Genomic DNA, 24,887 nt, shown 5'->3' on the forward strand with positions numbered 1-24,887 from the left:
CGGGGGGGCCCCAGAAGTGGGGGGGGGGGGGGGGGGGGGGGGCGTGCCCCCCCCCCCCCCCCCCCACGACCGTACGGATCGCTACTTCCAACGGATAATCAGTTGCCTGCGCTGGGAGGGCTTACCGCTGCGCGCCGAGGGCCATCTTTTGCCGGGCCGTCGCCGGGGAGTTGGCCACGGGCAGGCGGATCAGTTCCCAACCGCCCTCCGGGACATCGTCGTCCCGGTCGGTCCTCAGGTTCATCGGGTTCGCCATGCCGCTGTAGACGGCCGGCCCATCGGCCACCATCGTGCGGAACCCGTAGTTGAGGTAGTTGCCGAGCCCGGTGGTGCTCACCGACTTGGCCGGCCCATGCGTGTCGTCGAACACCCACAGGTCGCCGCCGTACGACGCGGGATCGGCCACGCCGAGCCCGCCCTCGACCGCGCCGCGAAGTTCCAACGGCAGATCCTTGACGAGGTAGCTCCAGTCCATGGTGCCGATGTAGAGCGAGCCTCCGGCCACCAGCATCTTCCAGGTGTAGTTGTTGTAGCTGTTGCCGAATCCCGCCGCGCCGTACCTGGGCTTGTGTCCGGTCGGAATGAGCTGCCATTCGCCCGCCCCGTCGTTTGCCTCCGGGTCGAACGCGGGCAGCTCCGCCGCGCCATACAGCAGGTCGGCCCTGGCCTTGCCGTTGTCGAATCTGCTGGCCCGGAAGATGCTCGTCGTCCGCTGCGTGTTCTTCGCAGCGACGAGGTTCTGCGCGTCGCTCTCCGGCACGTAGCGTGTCGTGTGGGCCTGGGTAGCCTTCATCGGCACGTGCATCGTTCCCCAGTAGAGGTTCCCCTCGTACGAGGCGAGCCCGCCGAGGCCGTAGGTCGCGGCGATGACCGGGTCGGGCTCGTACTGACTCACGTTCCACACCCGTTTCCAGGCGTTGGCGTCGGCAGTGGTGAGGCCCCGGGCACCGTCCACCAGCCATGGGCTCATCCATATGCCGGCAGTGTTCTCGCTATCGAAGCTGCGGGCGATGCTGGGCCAGGTCGTGACGAACATCCGACCCTTGTGCACGACGAGGTCCGCGACCTGCTGCGGCAGGCTGGCCACCATGCTGAAGTCGAATGGGCGGGACTTGTTGCCGGTCCAGCGCAGCACCGCTCCGCCGGCCTGACCGTTGGTCCCCAGACCCACACCGGCGTAGAGGGTGTGGTCGGCGACCAGGAAGTGCCGGACATTGCCGTACCCGGCGAGGGTTGTCGAACCGAGGTACTCGCCCGACTCGCCGTCGAACGCGAACAGGTTGAGGCCGAGGATGCTCGGTCCGCCGAGCAGCACGACGCCCCGGTGTGAGCCGGCGGCACGAATTCCCACCGTCGACTCGAACCGTTGCCGATCGGCCTCCGACTTTCTCGTGATAGCTGCTGCCTTGTCCACCAGTTTGCGGGACGGCTTGTGGTAGAGGTAGATCTTCGGCGGCCGCCAGTCACCTCCGGCCGGCGGGATGGCGGGGTTCTCTGACCGTTGCGGGCTCTCGCCGTATTCGCACACGTAGTCGTCGTTCTCGATTGGTTCGGTCACCGCCAGACTTGTCCCGATCGTCAGGCAGTGGACGTTGGATGCCGTCCCGAACCACAGGTGGTCGCCGGACGTGGTCAGGCCCCATACGTACGACTGGTTCACCTTCGGCAGCCCGGTCTCGCAGCCGGCCCAGGCCGAGGGCGGCGGGCCGCTCCCGCCGAAGCACTCGTCTGGTGCGGCCTTCGCCAGCAGTTCCGGGCTGATGGCCGGCGTCGCCAGCGCCTGGCCGGCTTCGAGCGGCTTGTCGTCTTGCAGGCGTTTCTCCGCCGGTGCTTCGCTGTCGGCGGCGCCGTGTGCCGGCACGGCGGCGAGCGCGAGCGAGGTCGCCATGACGGTGGCGGTGGAGAGCAGAGACCGGGCAATGTTCCTGGTCCTGTCCATGCGTGGTCCTTTCTCGGGTTGCGGTTCGTCGCGTGGCTGTCGCCACGAACGTCGGCAGGGCGGACGGCAGGGGAGGGCAGGGGGAAGGCGGGGGCGAACCGTCTGATGGGCAGCATCCGCTGTTGCGCGAAGGGGGACGGCCCATGGCGAGGCCGCTGATGGCGCCCCGGGAATCGCCTATGTCGCCCGGAACACCGAGGGTGCGCGGGTTCCGCCGACGCACACAGAGCGCGCCAATCAGCCTGAAGCAGTACTAAAACGGGTGTCATGCGCCATCGGCCCCTCGGGTCCGAGGCGGGCGATAACCGGCCATATCATGACGCTAGCTCACGAATGGGGCGGCAGACGCAGGGAATGTGAAACTCCCGAGGATCTCGGAGGGAGACGAGGGACGCAGCATCGCACCCCGGAAAAGGGCTGGGTCGGCGTCGGCTGCGGGCGCCGGGACCAGGCCCGGCGGGGCCGATTGAGTTCGCCAAAAGATCGTGGTCCCCGAGGCTTTTTCGGAAGAACCAGAGAGTAGCTCGCTTTTAGCTCTTTCGGCCTATGACCTGCAAAAACGTCGCCAAATGGCGTAAGTTGGCAGGGGTCAAGACGGCGCCCGTGACACCGCACCGGCACGGCGGTCGAGGTCCCCGCCGCGCCTGGCCCCAGGACGGGAGTTCGGATGAATACTGCTACCGCCGGGCGTGATCCGATCATCGTGGTGAACCCGTGCGGCGGGGTCGAGCCTGGCCCACGGATCGTGGCGGCCGCCGGTAGCGGGGGCGGGGTGGGCGTGTTCGATCTCGCCCGCGGAGACACCCGGGCGCTGTGGGCGTTGGCGCAGGCGGCGTCATGGTCGGCGACGCCGATCGGGGTACGGATCCCGGCTGGTTGTGCCGCCACGGTGACCCATGTGGAGCGGGCCGCGAAGGGAAACGTGAGCCTCGTGGTGTTGCCGCCGGACGGCGCGTGGCCGGTGGGTGAGGCCGCCCAGCGATACCGGGTGCTGGCGGAGGTGACCAGTCGTACGGAGGCGCGCGCGGCGGCTACCGCCGGTGCGTACGGGTTGATCGCCCGCGGCTCGGAGTCGGGCGGACGGGTCGGCGAGCTGAGTTCGTTCGTCCTGTTGCAGCAGTTGCTGGCTGACGAGGCGCTGGACCTGCCGATCTGGGTGGCCGGCGGGATCGGGCCGCGTACCGCCGCCGCGTGTGTGGTCGGTGGGGCGACCGGAGTGGTCCTGGACAACCAGTTGGCGCTGATGCCGGAGTCGGACCTGCCGGAGGACGTGCGGGCCGTGATCGGGCGGATGGACGGCTCGGAGACGGTGCTGCGCGACGGCGTGCGGGGCGTACGTCGCGACGGTCGACCGGACGGCACCGCCGAGCTGCTCCCGGTCGGTCAGGACGGCTGGTTGGCGGCGGTGTTCCCGGAGCGCTGGCGAAGTACGGCCGCCGCGGTGCGCGGCATCCGTGCGGAGATCGACGACGCGGTCACCGACGACGCGCCGGGCGAGCTGCTGGCCCCGGGTGCGCCGTTGGCGCGGGCGCTCGGGGTGCGGATCCCGGTGGCGCAGGGGCCGATGACGCGGGTCAGCGACGTGGCGGCGTTCGCGGCGGCGGTGGCCGGTGACGGCGCCCTGCCGTTCATCGCGCTCGCCCTGGCCAGCGGCGAACAGTCCCAACGGATGCTGCGGGAGGTGGGGCAGGCGCTGGGCGAGCGGCCCTGGGGGGTGGGGGTGCTCGGGTTCGTCCCGGAGGAGGTACGGGCCGGGCAGCTCGCGGCGGTGCGGGAGGTCCGACCCCGGGTGGCGATCATCGCGGGCGGTCGGCCCGGGCAGGCCAAGGCCCTGGAGGCCGAGGGCATCACCACGTTCCTGCACGTGCCGTCGCCGGGCCTGTTGCGGCAGTTCCTCCGCGCCGGGTCGCGGCGGTTCGTGTTCGAGGGCGCCGAGTGCGGTGGGCACGTGGGGCCACGGACGAGCTTTCCGCTCTGGGAGGCGCAGGCGCTGGCCCTGGCGGACTTCCTCGACAACGCCCCGGTCGGGACCGCCGGTGAGATGCAGGTGTTCTTCGCCGGTGGCATCCACGACGCCCGTTCGGCGGCGATGGTGGCGGCGTTGGCGGGGCCGCTGGCGCGGCGCGGCGTACAGGTCGGGGTGTTGTTGGGCACCGCCTACCTCTTCACCCGGGAGGCGGTCGACTGCGGGGCGATCCAGCCGCTGTTCCAGCGGCAGGCGATCGCGGCGACCGGTACGGCGACGCTGGAGACGGCACCGGGACACGTCACCCGCTGCCTGCCCAGCCCGTATGTCGACGACTTCCAGCGGGTGCGGCAGGAACTGGCGGCGACGGGGGCGGCCGGCAGGCAGGTGTGGGAGCGGCTGGAGATGCTCAACGTCGGCCGGCTGCGGATCGCCAGCAAGGGTCGACGGCGCGACGGGGATGCGCTGGTCGCGGTGGACGAGGCGGGCCAGCGTGCTGAAGGGCTCTTCATGGCGGGCCAGGTGGCCGTGCTGCGTGACGCCCGGACGACCGTGGTCGACCTGCACGCCGGGGTGACCGTCGGGGCGCAGCGCTTCCACGCTGAGCGGAGAGCCGCGCTGGCGGCGACGCCAGAACTGGAGACCGGTCCGGCCGAACCGGTGCCGGCGGCCCCGCTGGACGTCGCCATCGTGGGCATGTCCTGCATCTTTCCGGACTCGCCGGACCTGGCCGGCTTCTGGCAGACGATTCTCGGCGGACGCGATGCCATCCGGGAGGTGCCCGCCCAGCGATGGCCGGTGGAGACCTACTACGCGTCCGAGGTGGAGCCGGGCCGGGCGGGCCGGATCAGCGTGTCGAAGTGGGGCGCGTTCATCGCACCGGTGCCGTTCGACGCCATCCGGTACGGCATTCCGCCAGCGGCATTGGCGAGCATCGACCCGACCCAACTGCTGGCCCTGGAGGCATCGCACCGGGCCCTCGTAGACGCCGGGTACGGCCACGACGTGCCGGGCATCGACCACTCCCGTACCGGGGTGGTGTTCGGTGCCGAGGCGGGCAGCGATATGGGACACGCGCAGACGCTGCGTACCATGCTGCCGGCGTACTTCGGCGAGGTCCCCGCCGAGCTGGAGGACCAGCTACCCAGGGTCACCGAGGACTCGTTCCCCGGCATGCTGGCCAACGTGATCGCCGGACGGGTCGCGAACCGACTGGACCTGGGCGGACCGAACTTCACGGTGGACGCGGCATGCGCCTCGTCGCTGGCGGCCATGGACGCGGCGTGCAAGGAGCTGGTGGCGGGCACCAGCGACCTGATGATCTGCGGCGGCGCCGATCTGCACAACGGCATCAACGACTATCTGATGTTCACCTCGGCGCATGCGCTGTCGCCTACCGGCCGGTGCCGCCCGTTCGACAGCACCGGCGACGGCATCGCCCTCGGCGAGGGCGTCGCCTGTGTCGTGCTCAAGCGGCTCGCCGACGCCGAGCGCGACGGTGACCGCATCTACGCCGTCGTCAAGGGGGTCGGCGGGTCCAGCGACGGGCGCGCCCTGGGCCTGACCGCGCCGCGTGCCGAGGGGCAACGCCGGGCGCTCGACCGGGCGTACGCGCGCAGCGGCATCTCCCCGCGACAGGTCGGGTTGGTCGAGGCGCACGGCACCGGCACCGTCGTCGGGGACCGTACCGAGCTGGAGACCCTGACCAGGTTCTTCGTCGAGTCGGGTGCCCGGCCGGGCAGTTGTGCACTCGGCTCGGTCAAGTCACAGATCGGCCACACCAAGTGCGCCGCCGGGCTCGCCGGTGTGATCAAGACGGCGCTCGCGCTGTACACCGGCGTCCGGCCGCCGACCATCAACCTGACCCGTCCCAATCCGGCCTGGGATCCGCAGCGTAGCCCGTTCGCCTTCAACACCTCGGCCCGCCCGTGGAGCGCCCCGCCGGGCGAGCGGTTCGCCGGGGTCAGCGCCTTCGGCTTCGGCGGCACCAACTACCACCTGGTGCTCGCCGCGCACCCGCGTACCCCGGAACCGCGCCACGCGCGCCAGGAGTGGCCGGCGGAGCTGTTCTGCTTCCGCGGCCCCGACCGGGCCGCGGCGCACCGGGGCGTACGGAAGCTGGCCGCCACGCTGCGGACCACCGACCGGTACGACCGGCCGTGGCGACTACGTGACCTGGCCGGTACGGCCGCCGCGCAGGCCGCCCCACGCTCCGGAGAGGTCCAGGTCGCGATCGTCGCCCGGGATGTCACCGAACTCGATCTGCTGCTGAACCGCGCGCTCGCCGGCGAGCACGACCCCGGACAGGGACTCGTCCAGCCGCCACCTCGGCGCACCGGATCCGGCAACGCCGCCGGGAAGGTCGCGTTCCTCTTCCCCGGGCAGGGCAGTCAACATCCCGGCGCCCTGGCCGACCTGTTCGTCACCTTTCCTGAGCTGCGCCAGTATCTCGGGCTCGGTCAGGAGTGGGTAGACCTGCTGTTCCCGCCGAGCGCGTTCGATCCCACCACCGAGGGCGCCCAGCAGGATCGGCTCCGCGACACCCGGGTGGCCCAGCCGGTGCTCGGCGTCGGCGGGCTCGCCGTCGACCACCTGCTCCGCCGGCTCAACATCCACCCCGACCTCACCGCGGGACATAGCTACGGCGAACTCGTCGCGTTGTGCGCCGCCGGCGCGTACGACCCGCCGACCCTGCTGCGGCTCAGCCGGCAGCGCGCGGACGCGATCCTCGCCGCCGTCGGCGACGATCCAGACACCGATCCGGGCACCATGGCCGCGGTCATCGCCACCACGGAGCGTGTCGGCGCGGTCCTGGACAGTTCCGGCCTCGCCGACCAGGTCGTCCTGGCCAACAGCAACGCGCCCACCCAGCAGGTGATCTCCGGCCGCACCCCGGCGGTGCAGGCGGCGATCTCGGCGTTCAAGGCCGCCGGTCTGACGGCTCGCGGGCTCAACGTCGCCTGCGCCTTCCACAGCCCGCTCGTCGCCACCGCCGTAGATCGCTTCGCGCAGATGCTCGCCGCTCACCCGATCACCACGGCCACCATCCCGGTCTGGTCCAACCGCACCGCCACCGCCTACCCGGCGGACGCCCACGAGCTGCGGCACGAACTCGCGGCCCAGATCGGTGCTCCGGTCCGCTTCGTCGAACAGATCGAAGCCATGTACGCGGCCGGCGCCCGCACCTTCGTCGAGGCCGGACCCGGGCAGGTGCTCACCGGCCTGGTCCAGGTCATCCTCGCCGACCGGCCACACCTCGCCGTCGCCTGCGACCGGCGTACCGGCGAAGGGCTCCGGGACTTCCTCATCGCCGTGGCACAGCTGGCGTGCACCGGGGTACCGGTACAGACCGGCTGGCTCTTTCACCGCCGCGACACCGTCGTGGCGGGTACGACCGAACCCGACGACCGTCCCTTCTGGACTGTCGACGGGCAACTCGTCCGCGACCGCGACGGAGGCAGTCTCCCCGGAGGCATGACGGCCCCGCGACGCAGCAAGGAGTTGTCCATGATCGCAACAGCCGGGCCCTCGGCCGGCGGCACCGACGACCGTGACAGGCGAGACGGGCGGGAGGAACTGCTCGCCGAGTTTCTGCGGACCAATCGCGAGTTGATCGCCGCTCAGCACGATGTCCTGCTCGCCTACCTCGGCAGCACCGGCGGGGGACATCTCGCCGGACGGCTACCGGGGAACCACCATCCGGCAGGCCCGCCGGTCGAGGCCACAGCGGACACGGCAGGTCCGCCGGTACGGATCTCGCCAACGCCAACGCCAACGCCAACCCAGACGGAGAGGGCGGCGAGCTACGACGTACCGATCCTGCCTGCGCCGGCGAGTCAGGCCCTGTCCACCTCGCCAGGGTCGGCTACGGGCAGCCCACCCGTGCCCCTCCCGCCCGGACCGATGTCGGTCACGGCGCCGATGGTCGAGCCGCCCGGCGACGGAAAAGTTGGCACCGGCGTAGGAGGAGCCGGCACCAGCGCCGGCACCCGGAGCGCCGCGGCCGCCGTACCGGTCGGCACGCTCGCGGCGCAGCCGCCGGGTCTCGGCTTCCAGGCCGCGGTGCTGGTGGTGCTCAGCGAGCGGACCGGTTACCCGGCCGACCTGATCGAACTCGATCTGGATCTGGAGGCCGACCTGAGCATCGATTCAATCAAGCGGGCGGAGGTGGCCGGCGAGGTGGCCGCCCGGCTCGGCCTGGCGGCCGAGGGAGATGAATCGGAGCTGGAGGGACTGGTCAAGGCCCGGACCGTACGGGCGATGGTCGACTGGCTCAGCAGCCGGGTGAACGCGGCCGTGGCCGCTACGGTCCCCGTACAGTCCTCGATCGCGGCCGCCGGGCCGACAGCGACCGAGGCGTCGTCCACCGTGCCGGCACGGGCGCGTACCGGACCGGCCGCGGCGGTGCCCACCGGGCAGGAGTACCCGCTCCCGGCGCCGGCGACGGGTAGCCCGGGACCGGCGGGCGGTGCCACGTCGCTGGGTGTCGCGCCGACGCGGATGCTCTGCACGGTGGTTCCGGTCCCGGAGGCACCGAGGCAACCGGCGACGGTGCTCGCGGGTGCCACGCTGGTGGTCACCGGATCGGGTCCGACCGCCGTACGGCTGGTCGAGTTGCTACGCGGGCACGGGGCGACCGTACGCACCGGCACCGCGGCCGAGCCCGGCAGCCTGGACGGGGCGGACGGGCTGGTCCTGCTCGACGGTCTGGTCGGCGGGCAGGAACCGGTGCTCCCCGGTGCGTTTCAGTTGATCAAGAGAGCCCTGACCGGCGGGGTGCACCGGGTGTTGGCGGTCGCCGACCCCCACACGGGTGCGGGGGCGGACGGGCTGCGCGGCCTGTTCCGCACCATCGCCCGGGAGTATCCCTCCATCAGCTCGCGCCTGGTCATCGTGGACGGTACGGAGCCTGCGGCGCGGCTCGCCCAGACGCTGGTCGACGAGATGCTGGTCGGGGGCGAGGCGGCGGTGGTGAACCGGGGCGGCGGCCGGCGGTGTGCGTACGACCTGATGCCGGCGAGCCTCGGGGCGCTGGGGGCCGGTGGTGCCGGCCCGGCGGGCGACGGCGTGGCGGAAGCGCGGGCGATGGGGCTGGACCGCGACTCGGTGGTGCTGCTGATCGGCGGCGCCCGTGGCATCACCTCCTGGGTCGCCCGTGCCCTCGCGACGGCTGCCCGGTGCCGCATCGAGCTGGCCGGCCGTACTCCGTTGCCGGACGGCCCTCCGGATCCGGCCTTGGCGGCGGCCACGGACGCGGCGGCGGTGCGGGCGGTGCTCGCGCGCCAGCGGATCGGCTCCCCGGCGGCGATCGCCCGCGCGGCCCAGGCGGTCCTCGCCGGCCGGGAGGTCGGGGCCACCGTACGGGAACTCGGTGAACTGGGCGCCAGAGTGCGTTACCACAACCTCGACGCCCGCGACCCGCAGGCGACCCAGCGGCTGATCAACGCCATCCACGATCAGTACGGCCGTATCGACGGGCTGGTGTACGCCGCCGGCGTGGTCGAGGACAAACTGATCGTCGACAAGGACCCTGAGTCGTTCGTCCGGGTCTTCGACACGAAGGTGACGGGTGCCCGGTCGGCGCTGGACGCGCTGGACGCCGTCGGCAGTCGACCGAGGTTCGTCGTGCTGTACGGCAGCATCGCGGCGGTGTACGGCAACCGCGGCCAGGGCGACTACGCGGCAGCCAACGACGCCCTGGAGACGATTGGCGCCCGATGGGCCGCCCGAACCGGCAACCGCTGCCTGACGGTGCACTGGGGGCCGTGGGCACCGACCGACGGGCACGGCGGCATGGTCAGCCCCGAACTGGGTCGGGAACTCGCCCGGCGCGGCGTCGGCCTGATCGACCCGGAGGAAGGCGCGCAGAGCCTGCTGAGCGAGCTGGCCTGGGGCGACCCGGCGCTCACCTCCGTCGTCTACACCGCGTCGGTCTGGTGACCGGCATGCCCGGCGACCCGGTCGCGATCGTGGGGATGGCGGTGCTGCTGCCGGCCGCGGGTGACCTGGACAGCTACTGGCGCAACCTGGTCGAGGGCGTCGACGCGGTCACCGAGACGCCGCCGCACCGATGGGACCCGGAGTTCTACGACCCGGCGCGGGCACACCGGCCGGACCGGCTCTACTGCCGCCGGGGCGGATTCGTCGACGACCTGGCCACCTTCGATCCGCTCAGGTTCGGCATCATGCCGGCGTCCGTCGCCGAGATCGAGCCGGACCAGCTCATCGCGCTGAACGTCGCGGCGGCGGCGGTCGAGGACGCCGGGGGGATGGACCGGCTGCCCGCCGGTGAGCGGGTGGGGGTGATCCTCGGCCGGGGTGGCATCCTCAGCCCGGCCCAGGCTCGGTACGCGCAGCGGGTGCGGATGTCCAGCCAGGTCATCCAGGTGCTCCGCGAGCTGATCCCGGACCTGCCGGAGAGCCGGTTGGACGCGGTCCGGGCGAGGTTCGACGAGCGGCTCGGCAAACACCAGCCGGAGGGGACGATCGGACTGGTGCCGAACCTGGCCGCCTCCCGGGTGGCCAACCGGCTCAACCTGCGCGGGCCCGCGTACACGGTGGATGCCGCCTGCGCCTCGTCGCTGATCGCGGTGGACCAGGCGGTCACCGAGCTGAACAGCGGCCGGCTCGACGCGGTCCTCGCCGGTGGCGTACACCACGTGCACGACATCAGCTTCTGGTCCGTGTTCAGCCAACTCGGCGCCCTCTCCCGGCAGGGCGAGATTCGACCGTTCGACAGCGCGGCGGACGGGCTGCTCATCGGCGAGGGCACCGGTGTGGTCGTACTCAAGCGGATGGCCGACGCGGTGCGTGACGGCGACCGGACGTACGCGGTGATCCGCGGCAGCGGGATGTCCAGCGACGGGCGCGCCGCGAGCATGGTCAATCCGGCCAGCGCCGGTCAGGTGTTGGCGGTCCGGCAAGCCTGGGCGGCTGCGGAGCTGGACCCGACCGCACCGGATGCGCTGGGGCTGCTGGAGGCGCACGGCACCGCGACGCCGACCGGGGACGCCGTCGAACTCGCCACCCTCGCCGAGGTGTTCGGTCCGCATCGGGGTGGGGCACGACCGGTGATCGGCTCGGTGAAGTCGATGATCGGCCATGCCATGCCGGCGGCCGGTATCGCCAGCCTGATCAAGGCGGCCCTGGCCGTGCACCGCGGCGTGCTACTGCCGACGTTGCACTGCGACACGCCGCGACCGGAACTGGGGCGTACCCGGTTCGCGCCGATCACCACCGCCCAGCCGTGGGAGAGCGACGGACCACGCCGCGCCGGCGTCAACGCGTTCGGCTTCGGCGGCAGCAACGCCCACGTGGTCCTGGAGGAGACACCGGAGGCATTCGCGGACCGGCGGGGCGGCACGGGCTCGGCCGGTCCGGTGACCAGGCCGGTGCCGGTGCCCGCAGCGGAGTTGGTGGGCCGGGGGGAGGCGGGCGGTCAGGCCACGGTACGGGTCACCGTCGAGCAGCCCGACGAGGTGCTGTGGCTGGCCGCCCCCGAGCCGGCCGCGCTCGCCCGCCTGCTCGACACCGACGACCACAACGTACGCATCCTCGGCGCCGCCCGGGCGCGGCAGGCCAGTCCCACCGGCGTACGGCCGCTGGCGGCGGGCGAACACTGCCGGCTCGGTATCGTCAGCCCCGACCCCAAACGCCTCGGCACCGCCCGGCGCGCCGTGGCCAGAGGACAGTCCTGGCGCGGTGCCCGGGACATCTGGTTCAGCCCCACCCCACTGCTCGCCGACGACTCCGGTGGGCAGCTCGCCTTCGTGTATCCCGGGCTCGATGCGGAGTTCAGTCCGCGCACCGCGGACATCGCGGCGCACTTCGGCCTGCCGGACCGTCAGTGGTCCGCCGACGATCTCGGCCGGCACGGCGCTGGCGTGATCGAGGTCGGCAGGCTGCTCAACGACGCCCTGCACCGGATCGGAATCACCCCGCACGCGGTCGCCGGGCACAGCATCGGTGAGTGGACCGCTGCGGCCACCACCGGGCAGATCAGCTCGGGATCCATCGACGATTTCCTCGCCGCGTTCAACTCGACGTCGATCGAGGTGCCCGGCCGCGCGTTCGCCGTCATCGGCGGGGCCGCGGAACAGGTCACCCCGCGGCTCGCCGGCTACCCGGGGGTGGCCCTCTCCCACGACAACGCGCCCGCCCAGTGCATCGTCAACGGGCCCGAGGGCGAGATAGAACTGCTCGTCGAGGCGCTTCGCGACGACGGCCTGCTCTGCCAGAAGCTGCCGTTCCGCTCCGCCTTCCACACGCCGATGTTCGCGTCCGGGTTGGAGTCGATCGGCGCGGCCCTCCGCCGCTGGCAGGTCCGCCCCACCCGGGTACCCGTCTGGTCCACCACGCTCAGGGCGCCGTTCCCTACCGAGCCGGCCCGGGTACTGGAGATATTCATCCGACACATGCTCGAACCGGTCTGGTTCCGGCAGACCGTCCAGGCCATGTACGACTCCGGCGTCCGGGTGTTCCTACAGGTCGGCGCCGGACAGCTCGCCTCGGTCATCGGCGACAACCTGCGTGGCCGGGACCACCTCGCCATGCCGGTCAACGTCACCCACCGCAGCGGGCTGGACCAACTGCGCCGGGTCGCCACCGCACTGTGGGTCGAGGGCGCCGCACCGGACCTGCGCGCACTCGCGCCGCCCACGGGACGTACCCGGATCACGGCGCCCACCACCGTCCGGTCCGCCCGCCGCGGCCCGACCGTGCGGCTCGACCTCGGCGGTCCGCTGGTCCGCCTCGGCGAGGGAGCCGATGGTCTGCTCGGCGTGTCGGTGCACCTCGCGCCGGGCGGCAGTCCGGACGACACCGGCGGCGCCGGCGCCACGTCCAGCCCGATCGGGGTACCGGGCAGACCGGGCTCAGCCGTCGAGGGAGGGATGGTCCCCGTGCCGGCGCAGGGCTTTATGGCGGCGCAGGACTCCGTGCCGGCGCAGGGCTGCACAACGGCGCAGGACTCCGTGCCGGCGCAGGGCTGCACAACGGCGCAGGCCGATGCGGCGCTGCCGGGATCGCCGGCCCTGGCCACGCTGCACAGGCTCGCCGGCCACTCCAGCGCCGCGGCGGAACTCGCCATGCTGCTGTCCGACACATCGGCCGTAGCGGCCACCGACGGCGGGACGGGGCAGCCGGCCCGGACACCACCGCCGCGCCCGTACCGCACGGTCCTGCGGGTCGCCCTCGACACCATGCCGTACCTGCGTGACCACTGCTTCTTCGTCCAACCCGACGACTGGCCCGACGCGGAGGACCGCTGGCCGGTAGTGCCGGCCACCACCGTCGTACAGCACATGGTGGACGCCGCCGAGCAGGCCGCCCCGGGTACCCGGGTGGTCGGGGTGCGCGCCGCGCGGTTCACCCGTTGGTTGATCGCGGCGCCGCCGCAGGACGTCGAGATCACTGTCCAGCCGGTCGGGCCCGGCCGACTCGAGGTGATCCTCAACGGTTACGCCCGCGCGACGGTGGAGGTGGCGCCGGACTACCCGGCCGACCGTCCGGCGGTCTGGCGGTACGACCCGGCCACCGAGCGGCCGCCGCGGCTGCACGCCGAGGAGATGTACGCCGAACGCCTGATGTTCCACGGTCCCCTGTTCCGGGGCGTGACCAAGGTGCACGCCCTCGGCGACATGCACATCCGCGGGGTGGTGACCGCGCCGGCCCCGCCCGGCGCGCTGCTCGACAACGCGCTCCAGCTGGTCGGCAACTGGCTCATCACGACGCAGCCGGTGCGGACCGTCGCGCTGCCGATGGAGTTCGGCCACGTCCGGTTCTTCGGGCCGTCGGCGGCGCCCGGTACGGCGTTCGAGTGCGTAGCCCGGGTGCGCGCGATCGACAACCGGCAACTCGTCGCCGACACCCAGCTCTCCGTCGACGGCCGGGTATGGGCGCAGATCGAGGGCTGCGTCGACCGGCGGTTCGACAGCCACCCCACGGCCCGCCCGGCGGAGCGCTTCCCCGAGCGCCATCCGATGTCGCTGCGCCAACCGGAGGGCTGGACCATGGCCTTCGACTGCTGGACGGACCTGGTCACCCGCGCCATGGCCGCTCGCGGCATCCTCGGCACCAGCGGTTACGCCGACTACGAGCGGCAGCCGCCCAAGGCACGCAAGCATTGGCTGCTCGGCCGGATCGCGGTCAAGGACGCCGTCCGCTTCCAGCAGTGGGAGGACGGCCACACCGACGTCTACCCGATCGAGTTGACCGTCACGAACGAGCCGAACGGCCGGCCCCGGGTACGCCTGCGGCCCGGCCGGGGCTTCCGCGACTGTGACGTCTCACTCGCCCACACGGCCGAGATCGGAGTGGCGATCGCGAAGCCCCGCCAGCCCGACGCACCGCCCGGTGCCCCCGGCGTCGGCATCGACGTTGCCGAGATCGCGGACCAGCCGGACGGCACGGTCACGGCCGCGCTGTCCGGGCCGGAACGGCGGCTGCTCGACTCGGTGGCGACGGGTGAAGAGCCGTGCCCGTGGCTCGCCCGCTTCCGGGTGGCGAAGGAAGCCGCAGCCAAGGCGGAGGGCACCGGCATCACCGGGGACCCGCGCCGGTTCGCGGTGGTGGGCGCCAGCCCGAGCGCCCTGACCGTGGAGGTCGGCGACCGCGTCTACCAGGTCGCGTACCGAGACGTAGCCAATCCTGAAGACCTGCCCGCACGGCGGTACGTCGTCGGTTGGACCTGGGGGCCGGAGCCTGCCCACCGAACCGGCCGCCCGTAGCGACCGGGACCACGAGAAGGGGACATCACATGCCTGTGGACCGGTCCGACATCCTCGCCGAGGTTGCCGAGATGCTGCACGCGATCCTCGACGACGTCGGAGTCGACGGTGAGATCACCATGGCGACCAGGTTCCAGGACGACCTGGAGATGGAGAGCATCGACGTCGTCTCCCTCGCCGGTCGCCTGCAGGGGCGGTACGGCGACGCGGTCAACCTCGCCAAGCTCGTGGCCGGCCTCGACCTGGACTCGATCCGGCAACTACAGGTCGGCCACCTCGTCGAACACATCGCCGCCGCGCTCGACCGGACGGATGCCAGCGGCACCGCGGACACCAGCCAGGGCAGAGCGGGTACGCCGGCATGAGCGAGGGTGGCGGGCGAATCCTCAGGCTCAGGGTGTGTGTGCCTCCTGGCGGCATGGAGCGAAGCGGAGTGCCGGCATGAGTATGGTCCGGGCCAACGGCCTCTCCGTGCACGTGGAGCAGCTCGCCCCGGCCGAGGCGGTTGCCGGCTGGTACGGTGCCGCACCGACCGCCGTGTTGATCCACGGCCTGACCACGGACACCCTGGCCAGCTGGTATCTCACCCTCGCCCAGCCGCTCGCCGCCGCCGGCCTCCGCGTGATCATGTACGACCTGCGCGGCCACGGGCACACCGAACGCCCGCCGGAAGGCTACGCGTTGGACGACTTCGTCGACGACCTGACGGCCTTGCTGGCCGCGCTCGACGTGACCGGCCCGATCCACCTGTTCGGCAACTCCTTCGGCGGCACGATCGCGTTCGGCTACGCCGTACGCCACCCCGAGCGGGTCACCGCCGTCGCCGCGATCGAGTCCTCCCCGCCCACGGCGGCGTGGTTCGAGCGGGTGGCCCAGCAGCTTCACCACGCCGCCGCGTACCTGCCGCGCGAACACGCGCTGGCCGAGATCAGGGCCGAACGCGGGGAACTCGCCAGCCGTCGGGCCAGGACCGCCCGGGAGGTGCTCGCCGCCACGAGCCTCGTACGCGACCTGCCGGCCAGCCGGCTACCGGCGGAGGAGGGGATTGCCGCGATCGGCGGCCCGGTGCTGTGGGTGTACGGCGGCGACTCGCCCGTGGTCGGACTGGTCCCCGAGGCCCGACGGCTGTTGCCGCGGGCACGGTTCGTCACCGTTCCCGGCCAGCGGCACTCCCTCCTGGTCGACCAGCCGGCTGCCGTACGCGACATCGTCCTGTCCTGGCTACGCGAGGACTGCGGCCTCCCACCCGGCCAGCCGGACATCAGCGGGCTCTCCGGTCATGACGGTCAGGATCAGCCGTCCGCACCGGCGACCGCCCACTGATCCACCCACTGATCCGCATCGCAGAGTAGGAGCCTCGATGGAGTCACCGCCCGCCGGCCAGGCGATCATCATCAGTACCGGTCGGTGCGGGTCGACGCTGCTGTCCGACCTGATCGCCAAGCAGTCCGACACCCTCTCAGCCCATGAGTTCTTCGCGTCGGTGGAGACCTGGACCAGCGACAGAGGGGTACTCAGCGGAGCCGAATACTGGTCACGGTTGAGTAGCCCCAGACCGGAGCTCGCCACGCTGTTCCGGATCGGCCTCGGCCCGGCCGAGGTGTGCTACCCGGCTGACGGTCGATGGGCCGGCAACCTCGTCGAGCTGCCCCGGATCCTCGCGACCACGCTGCCGAAGATCTCGTCCGACCCGGACCGGCTGTTCGACATCCTTGCCGAGCTGGTGCCCGGGTTTCCGGCTCAGCCGTTGGCTCGGCACCACCAGATGTTCCTGGACCTGCTCACCTCGCTCGCCGCCCGGCGGCGCTGGGTCGAGCGTTCGGGCGGTTCCAGCCACCTCGCGCGATACCTGCTGGAGGAATTCCCCACCGCGAAGATCGTCTACCTGACCCGCAACCGGGAGGACACCGCCCGATCGATGAGCCGGCACTCCTCCTTCCAGCTTCTCCAGCTCAACCTGGAGTTTCTCGGCCAGTACGGGGTCGATCCGTTCCACCTCGGCGCCGACCAGCAGGTGCCCGAGGAGTTGGAGCGCTACCTGCCGAGCCGATTGACCGCCGAGACGCTGAGCGAGCGTGGCCGGGACGTGCAGCGTTACCGGAGGTTGTGCGCGTTCCTCACCAGCGAGGCCGAGCAGGCCATCACCGATGCCGGGCCGCGGGACCTGTTGACGATGACGTACGAGGACCTCGTCGACGACCCGCTGGCGCAGCTCGCGCGGCTGGGCCGGTTTCTGGATTTCGACGACTGGGAGCAGTGGGCGCGACAGGTAGCCGGGGCGGTCGAGCCGGGCCCCCGCCAGTGCGATGCGGCGGCTATCGCCTGATCCGAGGAACGACGCGTCGCCCAGGAGTATCAACCGGAGCCGGGCACACACGGCGACCATCGTTGCCCTGGACGTGGCCTGGTACGGCGCACCGCTTTGTGCCGCACGAGAATGACGTCAACTTCGCGAATGATCTCCCGCACCCTTTGTCGAGACACGCGCATACGGCTGGCCGGAGGATCAGCCGAGGCGTTGGAGACGGCGGCGGGCGTCCTCGGCCGCCGGGTCACCCAGATCGTCGTAGATCTGCACCGCTCGCTGCCACGCGGCCGCCGCCCCGGACAGGTCGGCAGTCGCTTCCCGCGTCTCGCCGAGCCGAATGAGAGTCTCGGCCTCGTGGTACCGGTCTGCGGAGTCGCGGAACAGCTGGATCGCCTGTTCGTAGCAGCTCAGGGCCCGGGCGTGTTCGCCGAGGCGGTCGTACGCGAAGCCGAGACTGTCCAGCGTCGCCGCCTGGCCGTTGCGGTCGCCGCTGCGCTTCTGCTGGGCGAGTGCCTCCATGCAGCTCTCGATGGCCCGGGCGTAGTCGCCCGTGCTGGCGTACAACCAACCGATCGCGTTCAACGCCCGGGCTTCCCCAGAGCGGTTGCCGGCCAGCCGGTAGAGCCGGAGCGCTTCGCGGGCATGCGCGAGCGCCTCGTCCAGCCGGCCGAGCAGGTAGCAGAGTTCGCAATAGTTGTGCAGGGTCTGGGCCTGGCCGGTCGGATCGCCGAGGCGTTCGTGCAGATCGAGCGCGCGCGTCAGTCGGTACTCGGCGGTGTCGTGCTGGCCGAGTCGAGTGAACGCGCGGGCCAGCAGCCGGTTGGCCGCGGCCTGCCCGGCAACGTCGTCGATCTTCTCCGCGGCCGCGAGCGCGACCTGCTGGACGGCGAGTTGGTCCTGCCAGAGACCGAGCGGTGCGAGGAACGCGTTCAGCGTCCAGGCAATCTGCCAGGCGTACGCGTCGAATCCGGTCTCGGCGGCCTGGGAGACCAGGCGTAGCAGTACGCGGTGCTCGGCGGTGAACCAGGCGAGCGCGGTGTCGTGATCGGTCGCCGGGCTGCTCAGGTGAGTCGGCAGCGCTGGCAGCGGGTCGATGGGCGCCCATTGCGGCTGGAGTACCAAGGCGGCTGGATAGGCGTTGTGTAGATAGTTGTCGTACAACCGGTGCCGGGCGGCCAGCCGTTCGTCGGCGTGTTCCGACGACTGCGCAAGCTCGGCCGCGTAGCCTCGAAGGAGGTCGTGGAAGGCGTACCGGCCTGGCACATGTTCTGTCAACAGGTGGAGCCGGGTCAGCTCACGCAGCGCCGGAACGACGGCCGGCACGGTCGTCCCGGCGAGTGCGGCGGCGGTGTCGGGGGTCAGGTCGGGGCCGGGATGCAGCCCCAGCAATCTGAACAGTCGTGCCGCGTCCCGGCTCAGAGCCAGGTACGACCAGGAGAAGACACGCCGAGCATCCCCGTCGGCCAGGGCGTCCAGTCTCGCTTCGGCCGAATGCAGCTCGGCGGCGAAGGCGTCGAGGGGGAACGAGGGGTGCGTGGCGACGCGGGCCGCCACCATCGACAGGGCGAGTGGAAGCCGACCGGTGGCGGCGATGATGCCGGCGACCGCGGCAGGTTCGGCGGCGAGTCGGTTGGAGCCGAGCCGGCCGGCCAGCAGGCTCATCGACTCCTCGGTGGTGAGTACGTCCAGCGTCAGGGGTGCGGCGCCCTCCGCGGCGACCAGGCCGCTGAGTCGGTCGCGGCTGGTGACCACGACCACACAACCGCCGGCACCGGGCAGCAGGGGGCGTACCTGGGCAGAGTCCCGTGCGTTGTCGAGCACCACGAGCATCCGGCGAGAGGACAGCAGGCCACGATAGAGCCCGGTGCGGGTCTCCACGCTCGACGGAATCTTGGCCTGGGGCACACCGAGCGCCTCAAGGAGGCCGAGCAGGGCGTCGGCCGGGGGCACCACGTCGGCTTCGTCGTACCCGCGAAGGTTCACGTAGAGTTGGCCGTCGGGGAAGTGCCCGGCCACCCGGTGTGCCCAGTGCAGCGCCAGGGCGGTCTTACCGACCCCGGCCATGCCGGACACCGCGGAGATGACCACCGTCGTCTGCCTTTGCGCCCCCTCGTCGAGGAGTGCGTCGAGGCTGGCGAGTTCGGCGCTGCGGCCGACGAATCCCGGCGCCGCGAGAGGCAGTTGCTCGGGACGTCCGCTGAGCGGGTCCGATGGTGCGACATCGCGTACCGGCCTGTCCGGACCGGTCGCCGGTCCCGCAGCCAGGCTCGGGCGGTGGTGCAGGATGTCGTCGTGCAACTGGGTCAGCTGCGGCGCCGGGTCGAGACCGGTCTGCTCGGCCAGTACCTGCCGGGCCTGCCGGAAGGCGTCCAGCGCGCCGGCCACGTCGCCGATGCGGTACAGGCCGAGCATCAGCTGACCCCACGCCCGTTGCCGCAGCGGTTGCCGGTCGAGGAGGGCACGTAGCCGGTGGACCACCTCGGCCGCCGAGCCGAGCGCCAACATCGCCTCGGCGTAGTCCTCCTCGGCGACCATTCGCCGCTCATCCAACTGTCCGACCCGCCGGGCCAGCAGTGGCCCCAGCGGCAGATCGGACAGCGCCGCCCCACGCCACATGCCGACGGCGGCGGCGAGCTCGGCCTCGGCCCGGGCCGCGTCTCCGGCGGCGAGAGCGTCCCGGCCACGGGACGCAGCCGCGTCGAACCGGTCCAGATCCCGCTCGTCGGGCCCCACCCGGGCCCGGTAGCCACCGGCCGCGGCGGAGATCCCCTCCCAGGACTCGCCGCCACCCAGCGATCGCCGCAACCCCCGCACGTAGGTACGCAGGTTCGCCGCCGCTGACGGGGGTGGGCTGTCGTCCCACAACACTGCGGCCAGCTCATCGGTGCCGACAACTTCGTTGGGCCGTAACAGGAGGGCCGCCAGCAGTAGACGCTGCTTCACCGAGCCCAGCGGAACCGGCCGACCGTCGCGGTAGACCGTCAGCGGGCCAAGAAGGTCGAAACGCAAGAGCACCGTCCAGCTAGAGTTTCTGACAAGGTGATCTATGGGTGTTCCATCTCTTGCGGACGCCGATCTGCGATCCTCCGTCCCGAGGACTGGTGAACGGCCGCCGTGGATCGTGCCGGACGGGCTGTGGCAGCGCATTGGGCCCGTTGCTGCCCGAGTCCGAACACGACCCACGGCATCCAGGACGAAAGCTGATCCCGGACCCGCAGGGGCTGTGCGGGATCCTGTTCGTGTCGCACACCGGAATCCAGTGGGAGTTCCTGCCTCAGCGGTTGGGGTTTCGGGTCCGGGATGACCTGCTGGCGGCGCCTGGAGCAATGGAACCGGGTTGGGATGTGGCAGCAGCTTCACGAACTCCTGCTCGCCGAGCTGCGGACCGTGGGGCAGCTCGACGGGTCCCGTTTGGTCGTTGACTCCTCGCACGTTCGCCGCGGCCAGACGCGGAGCAAAAGCGGACCGAGTCCGGTTGACCGGGCGCGAAACACCACGTCCGGACCGAGGGTACCGGTATCCCACTGTTGGATCGCCCGTCGCGGCCAACCCCACGGCTCCGGGCTGGCCGGGTACCGGTGGGTGATCGAGCGGACGATCGCCTGGCACTCGCCCTCGGTCCGTTCGAACCTCGGGCGGGCGTCATCGCGGGCAGCAGTGCTGCCAGCCGCATGATGACCGCTATCCGTGGCCGACGTACGCAGCGCCGTCGACCGTGCCAGTCGGGTGCGGCCGGACGAAGCCGTTCGACGCACAGGCACTGGCCGGCGAAGGCACAGCCAGGATCAGGACGGCCGCTGATGCCACCGATACCGGGCCTGCGGCTACTCGGCGTCCAAGGGACATGGACCGTGTCTCCACACGGCTCTCCTTCCGCTCTGGATGCTCACCGCGACGCTCGCTGACGAACTGTGGGACCCGCCCATCCCATCCCATCGCCAATGGGCCGACAACCCAACGAATCCGCGGAAATCCGCGGTCGCCCGGTCCGTCACCAGAGTGGCCAGCCAGACCTGGCAGACACCGGTCCGGTGGCCGGCGACGAGGACCGGGAAAGCAGGTGTGGAGGCCGTAGGCCACTGTTTATCGGACGCGGTGTGGTGTACCGTCCCACCTCGCCAAGATCACGACCGGGTATGGATCAGGAGCGAACATGGGGAGTGTCGTCCGACGGATGCAGGCGGTAGCTGACCGGCTACTTGAGGTTGTGGTGCCTCGCGCCGATGCCCACGCCATCGACTGCTGGACCGAGTACAGGTGTATGACCCTCAACAACGTGCGGTACCGCTGGAGCCGGCGGTGCTGCTACTACGGGCCGAGTCGACCCATGAGCTGCACCGCATGGACCATCTTCTCGACAGAGGGCTGTTAGGACCGGCGCTGTCCGGAACGAGGGACCAGGGCGTGGCGGGAGGCGGCCGGTGATGTACGTGGCAGTGGCCTGCCGTGCCCTGGTCTTCGGCGTCTTCTTGTGCTCGCTGATCAGCAAGCTTCGCGGCCCAGTGGCGTATTCGAGTTTCGTCGCGTCGGCTGGCGAGTTGTTGGGCCGGCCCCGTCGCGGTGTGGCAGCGGCTGCGGCCGGTACGGTGATTGCCGAGGCGGCGGTGACGGTGCTGGTGGTGATTCCGGCGACGGCACCGGCGGGCTTGGCGCTGGCGGCAGCCCTCCTGGTGGCGTTCTCGGTCGCCGTCGTGCTGGCGATGAGGCGCGGCCAGCGGTCCCCGTGCCGGTGTTTCGGCGCATCGGAGACTCCACTCGGCGCCCCGCACGTGGTGCGCAACATGCTGTTGGTTGTCGTGTGCCTGGTCGGCTTCGTGGCGACGACCGCGACGACGGATGGCAGCCGGCATCCCGCCGGCGTCGTCGTGGCGCTCACCGTGGCCGCGGCGGTGTTGCCTTTCATATTGCGGCTCGATGACCTGGTGGCGTTGTTCCGCCCCACGTACCATCCCGGAAATACTCGGAGGAAATGACCATGCCCTTCGTCATCGCCGCCGTCGTCCTGCTCGGGGCGTTGTGCATGGTGAACCTGCTGTTGACGTTCGGGATACTGCGCCGGCTGCGGGAGCAGACCGCTGAGTTGAGCCGGCTGTCCGGTGCCCTACCGCCCGGAATGCCCGCGCCGGAAGAGCTGGTGGGTACGCCGGTGCCGGCCTTCGCGGCGACCGCGATCGACGGCACACCGGTCACCCGGGACAGCCTGATGGGCCGACCGGGCTTGGTGGGATTCTTCTCCGCCGGGTGCGCGCCGTGCCACGAACAGGCACCCGTATTCGCCAAGTGGTTGGCCGAGCAGGGCGACGACGCCACTGCCGCGGTCGCGGTCATCACCGACTCCGGTCCGGAAGCCGTTGAGATGGCCACCTCGCTGAGCGGCAAAGCGACAGTGGTCGTCGAACCGGACGCTTTCACGGTGTCCCAGGCGTTCGGGGTACGGGGGTTCCCGACGTTCCTACGGGTCGATGCGGGCGGCGTCATCGCCGGTGCGGATGCCACGGTGCGCGGCGTGGTGGCGCAAGCGGCGGCCACGTCCTGACGGTGTCGGCTCCTGAGATGTCGGCGGCAGAGCCGGACAGCCCGCGGCGCCCGCTCCACGAGCTGGCGGGGGTGTGGCGGACGGCGTGGCGGGCGGGTCCGTGGTTGACCGTGTCGCAGGTGGTGACGACCGTGGCCAGCGGCCTGCTGCCGGCGACCACGGTGTGGCTGACCAAACTTGTGGTGGACGGGCTGGCAGCCGGTCGGGTCGAGGCGGCCGTCGGCGCCGGAGTGGGCCTGGCGGGGGCCGGTCTGGTCGCGGCGGTACTGCCACAGCTGAGCAGCTACCTGCAGGGTGAGCAGCAGCGGCGGATGGACCGCCTGATGCAGGACCAGCTGTACACCGCGGTGAACTCCTTCCAGGGGTTGTCCAGGTTCGAGGACCCTCGGTTCCTCGACCGGCTGCGGATGGCGACCGAGGCGACCGGTCCGGCGCTCAGCCCGCTCACGTCCGGTCTGCTCGGTATCGGCCGGGACGTGATCACGCTGGTCAGTCTGCTCGGTGCGCTGTTTATCCTCAGCCCGGTGATGACCGCGGTCGTGGTGGTCGCGGCGGTGCCGGCGCTGCTGGCGGAGATCTCGCTGGCCAGGCAGCGGGTCGGGATGTACCTGGGCCTGTCACCGGCGATGCGGCGGCAGGCCTTCTACAGCCAGTTGATCACCGACGTCGGGGCCGCACAGGAGATCCGCCTGTTCGGCCTTGGTGACTTCTTCAAAGGTCGGCTGCTGCGGGGACTGCGCGAGGTGCAGGACGGGGAACGGCGGCTCGACCGCAAGGTGCTGCGTACCCAGTCACTGCTGGCGCTGCTGAGCGCGGTGGTCTCCGGGCTCGGCCTGGTGTGGGCGGTGCACAGCGCCACCACCGGCCGGCTGACGTTGGGCGACGTGACGGCATTCGTGGTGGCGGTCGGAGGTATCCAGGGATCGCTCATGGGCCTGGTCAGCGGCATTGCCAGCGGGCACCAGGCGCTGCTGATGGTCGGCCACCACTCCGCCGTACGCCGCCTCGGTGACGACCTGCCACCCGCAGGCCGATCGGCACATCTCCTGCCGTTGCGGCAGGGCATCGAGGTGCGGGACGTGTGGTTCCGCTACCACGAGGACCATCCGTGGATCCTGCAGGGCGTCAGCCTGACCATCTCCCAGGGCCAGGCGGTCGCGCTGGTCGGGCTCAACGGCGCGGGCAAGAGTACTCTGGTCAAGCTGTTGTGCCGGTTCTACGACCCGGACCACGGCGCGATCCTCTGGGACGGTGTCGACATCCGCGAACTGCATCCGGCGCAGCTGCGGCGCCGGATGGGCGTGTTGTTCCAGGACTTCGTGTCGTACGACCTGAGCGCCGCCGAGAATATCGGGGTCGGTGACATCGACGCGGTAGCCGACCGGCGGCGGGTCGAGGAGGCAGCCGGCGTAGCTGGCGTCCACAGCAATCTGGCCGCACTGCCGCGGGGCTACGACACGCTGCTCAGCCGCATCTTCTACCTCGAGGAGGAGAAGGACGACGCGGAAACTGGTGTAGTACTGTCCGGCGGCCAGTGGCAACGCCTGGCCCTGGCCCGGACGTTCATGCGTGACACGCGGGACCTGCTGATCCTCGACGAACCGAGCGCGGGCCTGGACGCAAAGGCCGAACACGAGATCCACCAGCGTCTCCGGACGCATCGTGCTGGCCGTACCAGCCTGCTCATCTCGCACCGGCTGGGCACGGTCCGGGACGCGGACGTCATCGTCGTGCTCGACGGGGGCCTGGTCGCCGAGCGGGGCAGCCACGACGAACTGATGGCCCTCGACGGCCGGTACGCGCAACTGTTCCGGACGCAGGCCAGCGGCTACGGCGCAACGGCGGTCGAGGACATCCGATGATGACGCGGGCGGTGGTCAGCGCCGTGGTCGTGGCGGCCGCAACCGGTGGTGTGGCGGGGTGGTGGCTACGTCACACCTTTCTCGTCACCACAGTGGCCGGACGGAGCATGGTACCCACGTACACCGAGGGCGACCGGCTGCTGGTGCGGCGGGTACGACTGGCCATGGTCCGCCGCGGTGATGTCGTCGTCCTCGCCGACCGCGACCTGCCACGGCGTCCCGCCCGGTCGGCCGCCGCGCGACGCGATCCACCAGGCGAGCTGCTGATCATCAAGCGTGCCGTGGCCGTACCGGGGGATCCCGTCCCCGCCGGGGTACCCGTGCCCGACCGGGTCGTACCGCCCGGCCGCCTGATCGTCCTCGGCGACAACGCCGACGCCAGCTACGACTCGAGGAATGCCGGCTACTACGCCGCGGACACGCTGATCGGTGTCGTTGTCCGCGGCATGCGGAGGTAGTCAGCACACCTGAGTCCGCGAAGCCGCTGCCGGTCAACGACGAGATCGACCGCCATCCGGGTCACTGCCGGGTGCCCGGCCGTCGCGGATG

11 protein-coding genes are annotated in these 24,887 nt (G+C 71.3%); 9 read left to right on the forward strand and 2 right to left on the reverse strand.

Annotated features, from left to right (window positions below):
• Positions 1-121: 121 nt before the first annotated feature.
• Positions 122-1,939: a hypothetical protein gene (locus tag R6Y94_RS24320; protein ID WP_318398155.1), complete on the reverse strand. Its 1,818-nt coding sequence runs from the start codon at positions 1,937-1,939 to the stop codon at positions 122-124.
• 667 nt (positions 1,940-2,606) lie between these two features.
• Between R6Y94_RS24320 and R6Y94_RS24325 the strand changes: the two genes are divergently transcribed.
• The 5 genes from R6Y94_RS24325 (at position 2,607) to R6Y94_RS24345 (ending at position 16,958) form a co-directional block, all read left to right on the forward strand.
• Positions 2,607-9,845: an SDR family oxidoreductase gene (locus tag R6Y94_RS24325; RefSeq protein WP_318398156.1), complete on the forward strand. Its 7,239-nt coding sequence runs from the start codon at positions 2,607-2,609 to the stop codon at positions 9,843-9,845.
• Positions 9,846-9,850: 5 nt separating this feature from the next.
• The gene (locus tag R6Y94_RS24330; RefSeq protein ID WP_318398313.1) at positions 9,851-14,632 is read left to right on the forward strand and encodes a polyketide synthase; all 4,782 of its coding nucleotides are present in this window, start codon (positions 9,851-9,853) and stop codon (positions 14,630-14,632) included.
• A gap of 29 nt (positions 14,633-14,661) precedes the next feature.
• A complete protein-coding gene (locus R6Y94_RS24335) occupies positions 14,662-14,997 on the forward strand; it encodes a hypothetical protein (RefSeq protein ID WP_318398157.1) in 336 nt (111 codons plus the stop codon).
• Positions 14,998-15,073: 76 nt separating this feature from the next.
• Positions 15,074-15,955 (forward strand): alpha/beta hydrolase, encoded by an 882-nt coding sequence (locus R6Y94_RS24340; protein WP_318398158.1) that lies wholly within the window; start codon positions 15,074-15,076, stop codon positions 15,953-15,955.
• Between the two features lie 37 nt (positions 15,956-15,992).
• Positions 15,993-16,958 (forward strand): sulfotransferase domain-containing protein, encoded by a 966-nt coding sequence (locus tag R6Y94_RS24345; protein WP_318398159.1) that lies wholly within the window; start codon positions 15,993-15,995, stop codon positions 16,956-16,958.
• Between the two features lie 180 nt (positions 16,959-17,138).
• Here R6Y94_RS24345 and R6Y94_RS24350 read toward each other — a convergent pair whose 3' ends face one another.
• The gene (locus R6Y94_RS24350; RefSeq protein ID WP_318398160.1) at positions 17,139-19,883 is read right to left on the reverse strand and encodes an AfsR/SARP family transcriptional regulator; all 2,745 of its coding nucleotides are present in this window, start codon (positions 19,881-19,883) and stop codon (positions 17,139-17,141) included.
• Between the two features lie 1,481 nt (positions 19,884-21,364).
• On the opposite strand from R6Y94_RS24350, the gene R6Y94_RS24355 reads away from it, so the two are divergent.
• From R6Y94_RS24355 to R6Y94_RS24370, 4 genes are all read left to right on the forward strand, one after another.
• Positions 21,365-21,913: a MauE/DoxX family redox-associated membrane protein gene (locus R6Y94_RS24355; protein ID WP_318398314.1), complete on the forward strand. Its 549-nt coding sequence runs from the start codon at positions 21,365-21,367 to the stop codon at positions 21,911-21,913.
• A gap of 2 nt (positions 21,914-21,915) precedes the next feature.
• The gene (locus tag R6Y94_RS24360) at positions 21,916-22,476 is read left to right on the forward strand and encodes a TlpA disulfide reductase family protein (protein WP_318398161.1); all 561 of its coding nucleotides are present in this window, start codon (positions 21,916-21,918) and stop codon (positions 22,474-22,476) included.
• A 119-nt stretch (positions 22,477-22,595) separates the two neighbouring features.
• A complete protein-coding gene (locus R6Y94_RS24365; protein WP_318398162.1) occupies positions 22,596-24,338 on the forward strand; it encodes an ABC transporter ATP-binding protein in 1,743 nt (580 codons plus the stop codon).
• The gene (locus tag R6Y94_RS24370) at positions 24,335-24,796 is read left to right on the forward strand and encodes a S26 family signal peptidase (protein WP_318398163.1); all 462 of its coding nucleotides are present in this window, start codon (positions 24,335-24,337) and stop codon (positions 24,794-24,796) included. Before R6Y94_RS24365 ends, R6Y94_RS24370 begins: the two co-directional genes overlap by 4 nt.
• Positions 24,797-24,887: the final 91 nt, after the last annotated feature.

This window comes from Plantactinospora sp. KLBMP9567, assembly GCF_033446045.1.
Lineage (GTDB): Bacteria > Actinomycetota > Actinomycetes > Mycobacteriales > Micromonosporaceae > Plantactinospora.

Excerpts from the sequence above, each read along its gene's own strand:
- R6Y94_RS24340 (WP_318398158.1), top strand. The coding sequence starts at position 15,074 with ATGAGTATGGTCCGGGCCAACGGCCTCTCCGTGCACGTGGAGCAGCTC.
- R6Y94_RS24370 (WP_318398163.1), top strand. The coding sequence starts at position 24,335 with ATGATGACGCGGGCGGTGGTCAGCGCCGTGGTCGTGGCGGCCGCAACC.
- R6Y94_RS24360 (WP_318398161.1), top strand. The coding sequence starts at position 21,916 with ATGCCCTTCGTCATCGCCGCCGTCGTCCTGCTCGGGGCGTTGTGCATG.
- R6Y94_RS24325 (WP_318398156.1), top strand. The coding sequence starts at position 2,607 with ATGAATACTGCTACCGCCGGGCGTGATCCGATCATCGTGGTGAACCCG.
- R6Y94_RS24335 (WP_318398157.1), top strand. The coding sequence starts at position 14,662 with ATGCCTGTGGACCGGTCCGACATCCTCGCCGAGGTTGCCGAGATGCTG.
- R6Y94_RS24355 (WP_318398314.1), top strand. The coding sequence starts at position 21,365 with ATGTACGTGGCAGTGGCCTGCCGTGCCCTGGTCTTCGGCGTCTTCTTG.
- R6Y94_RS24330 (WP_318398313.1), top strand. The coding sequence starts at position 9,851 with ATGCCCGGCGACCCGGTCGCGATCGTGGGGATGGCGGTGCTGCTGCCG.
- R6Y94_RS24345 (WP_318398159.1), top strand. The coding sequence starts at position 15,993 with ATGGAGTCACCGCCCGCCGGCCAGGCGATCATCATCAGTACCGGTCGG.
- R6Y94_RS24320 (WP_318398155.1), bottom strand. The coding sequence starts at position 1,939 with ATGGACAGGACCAGGAACATTGCCCGGTCTCTGCTCTCCACCGCCACC.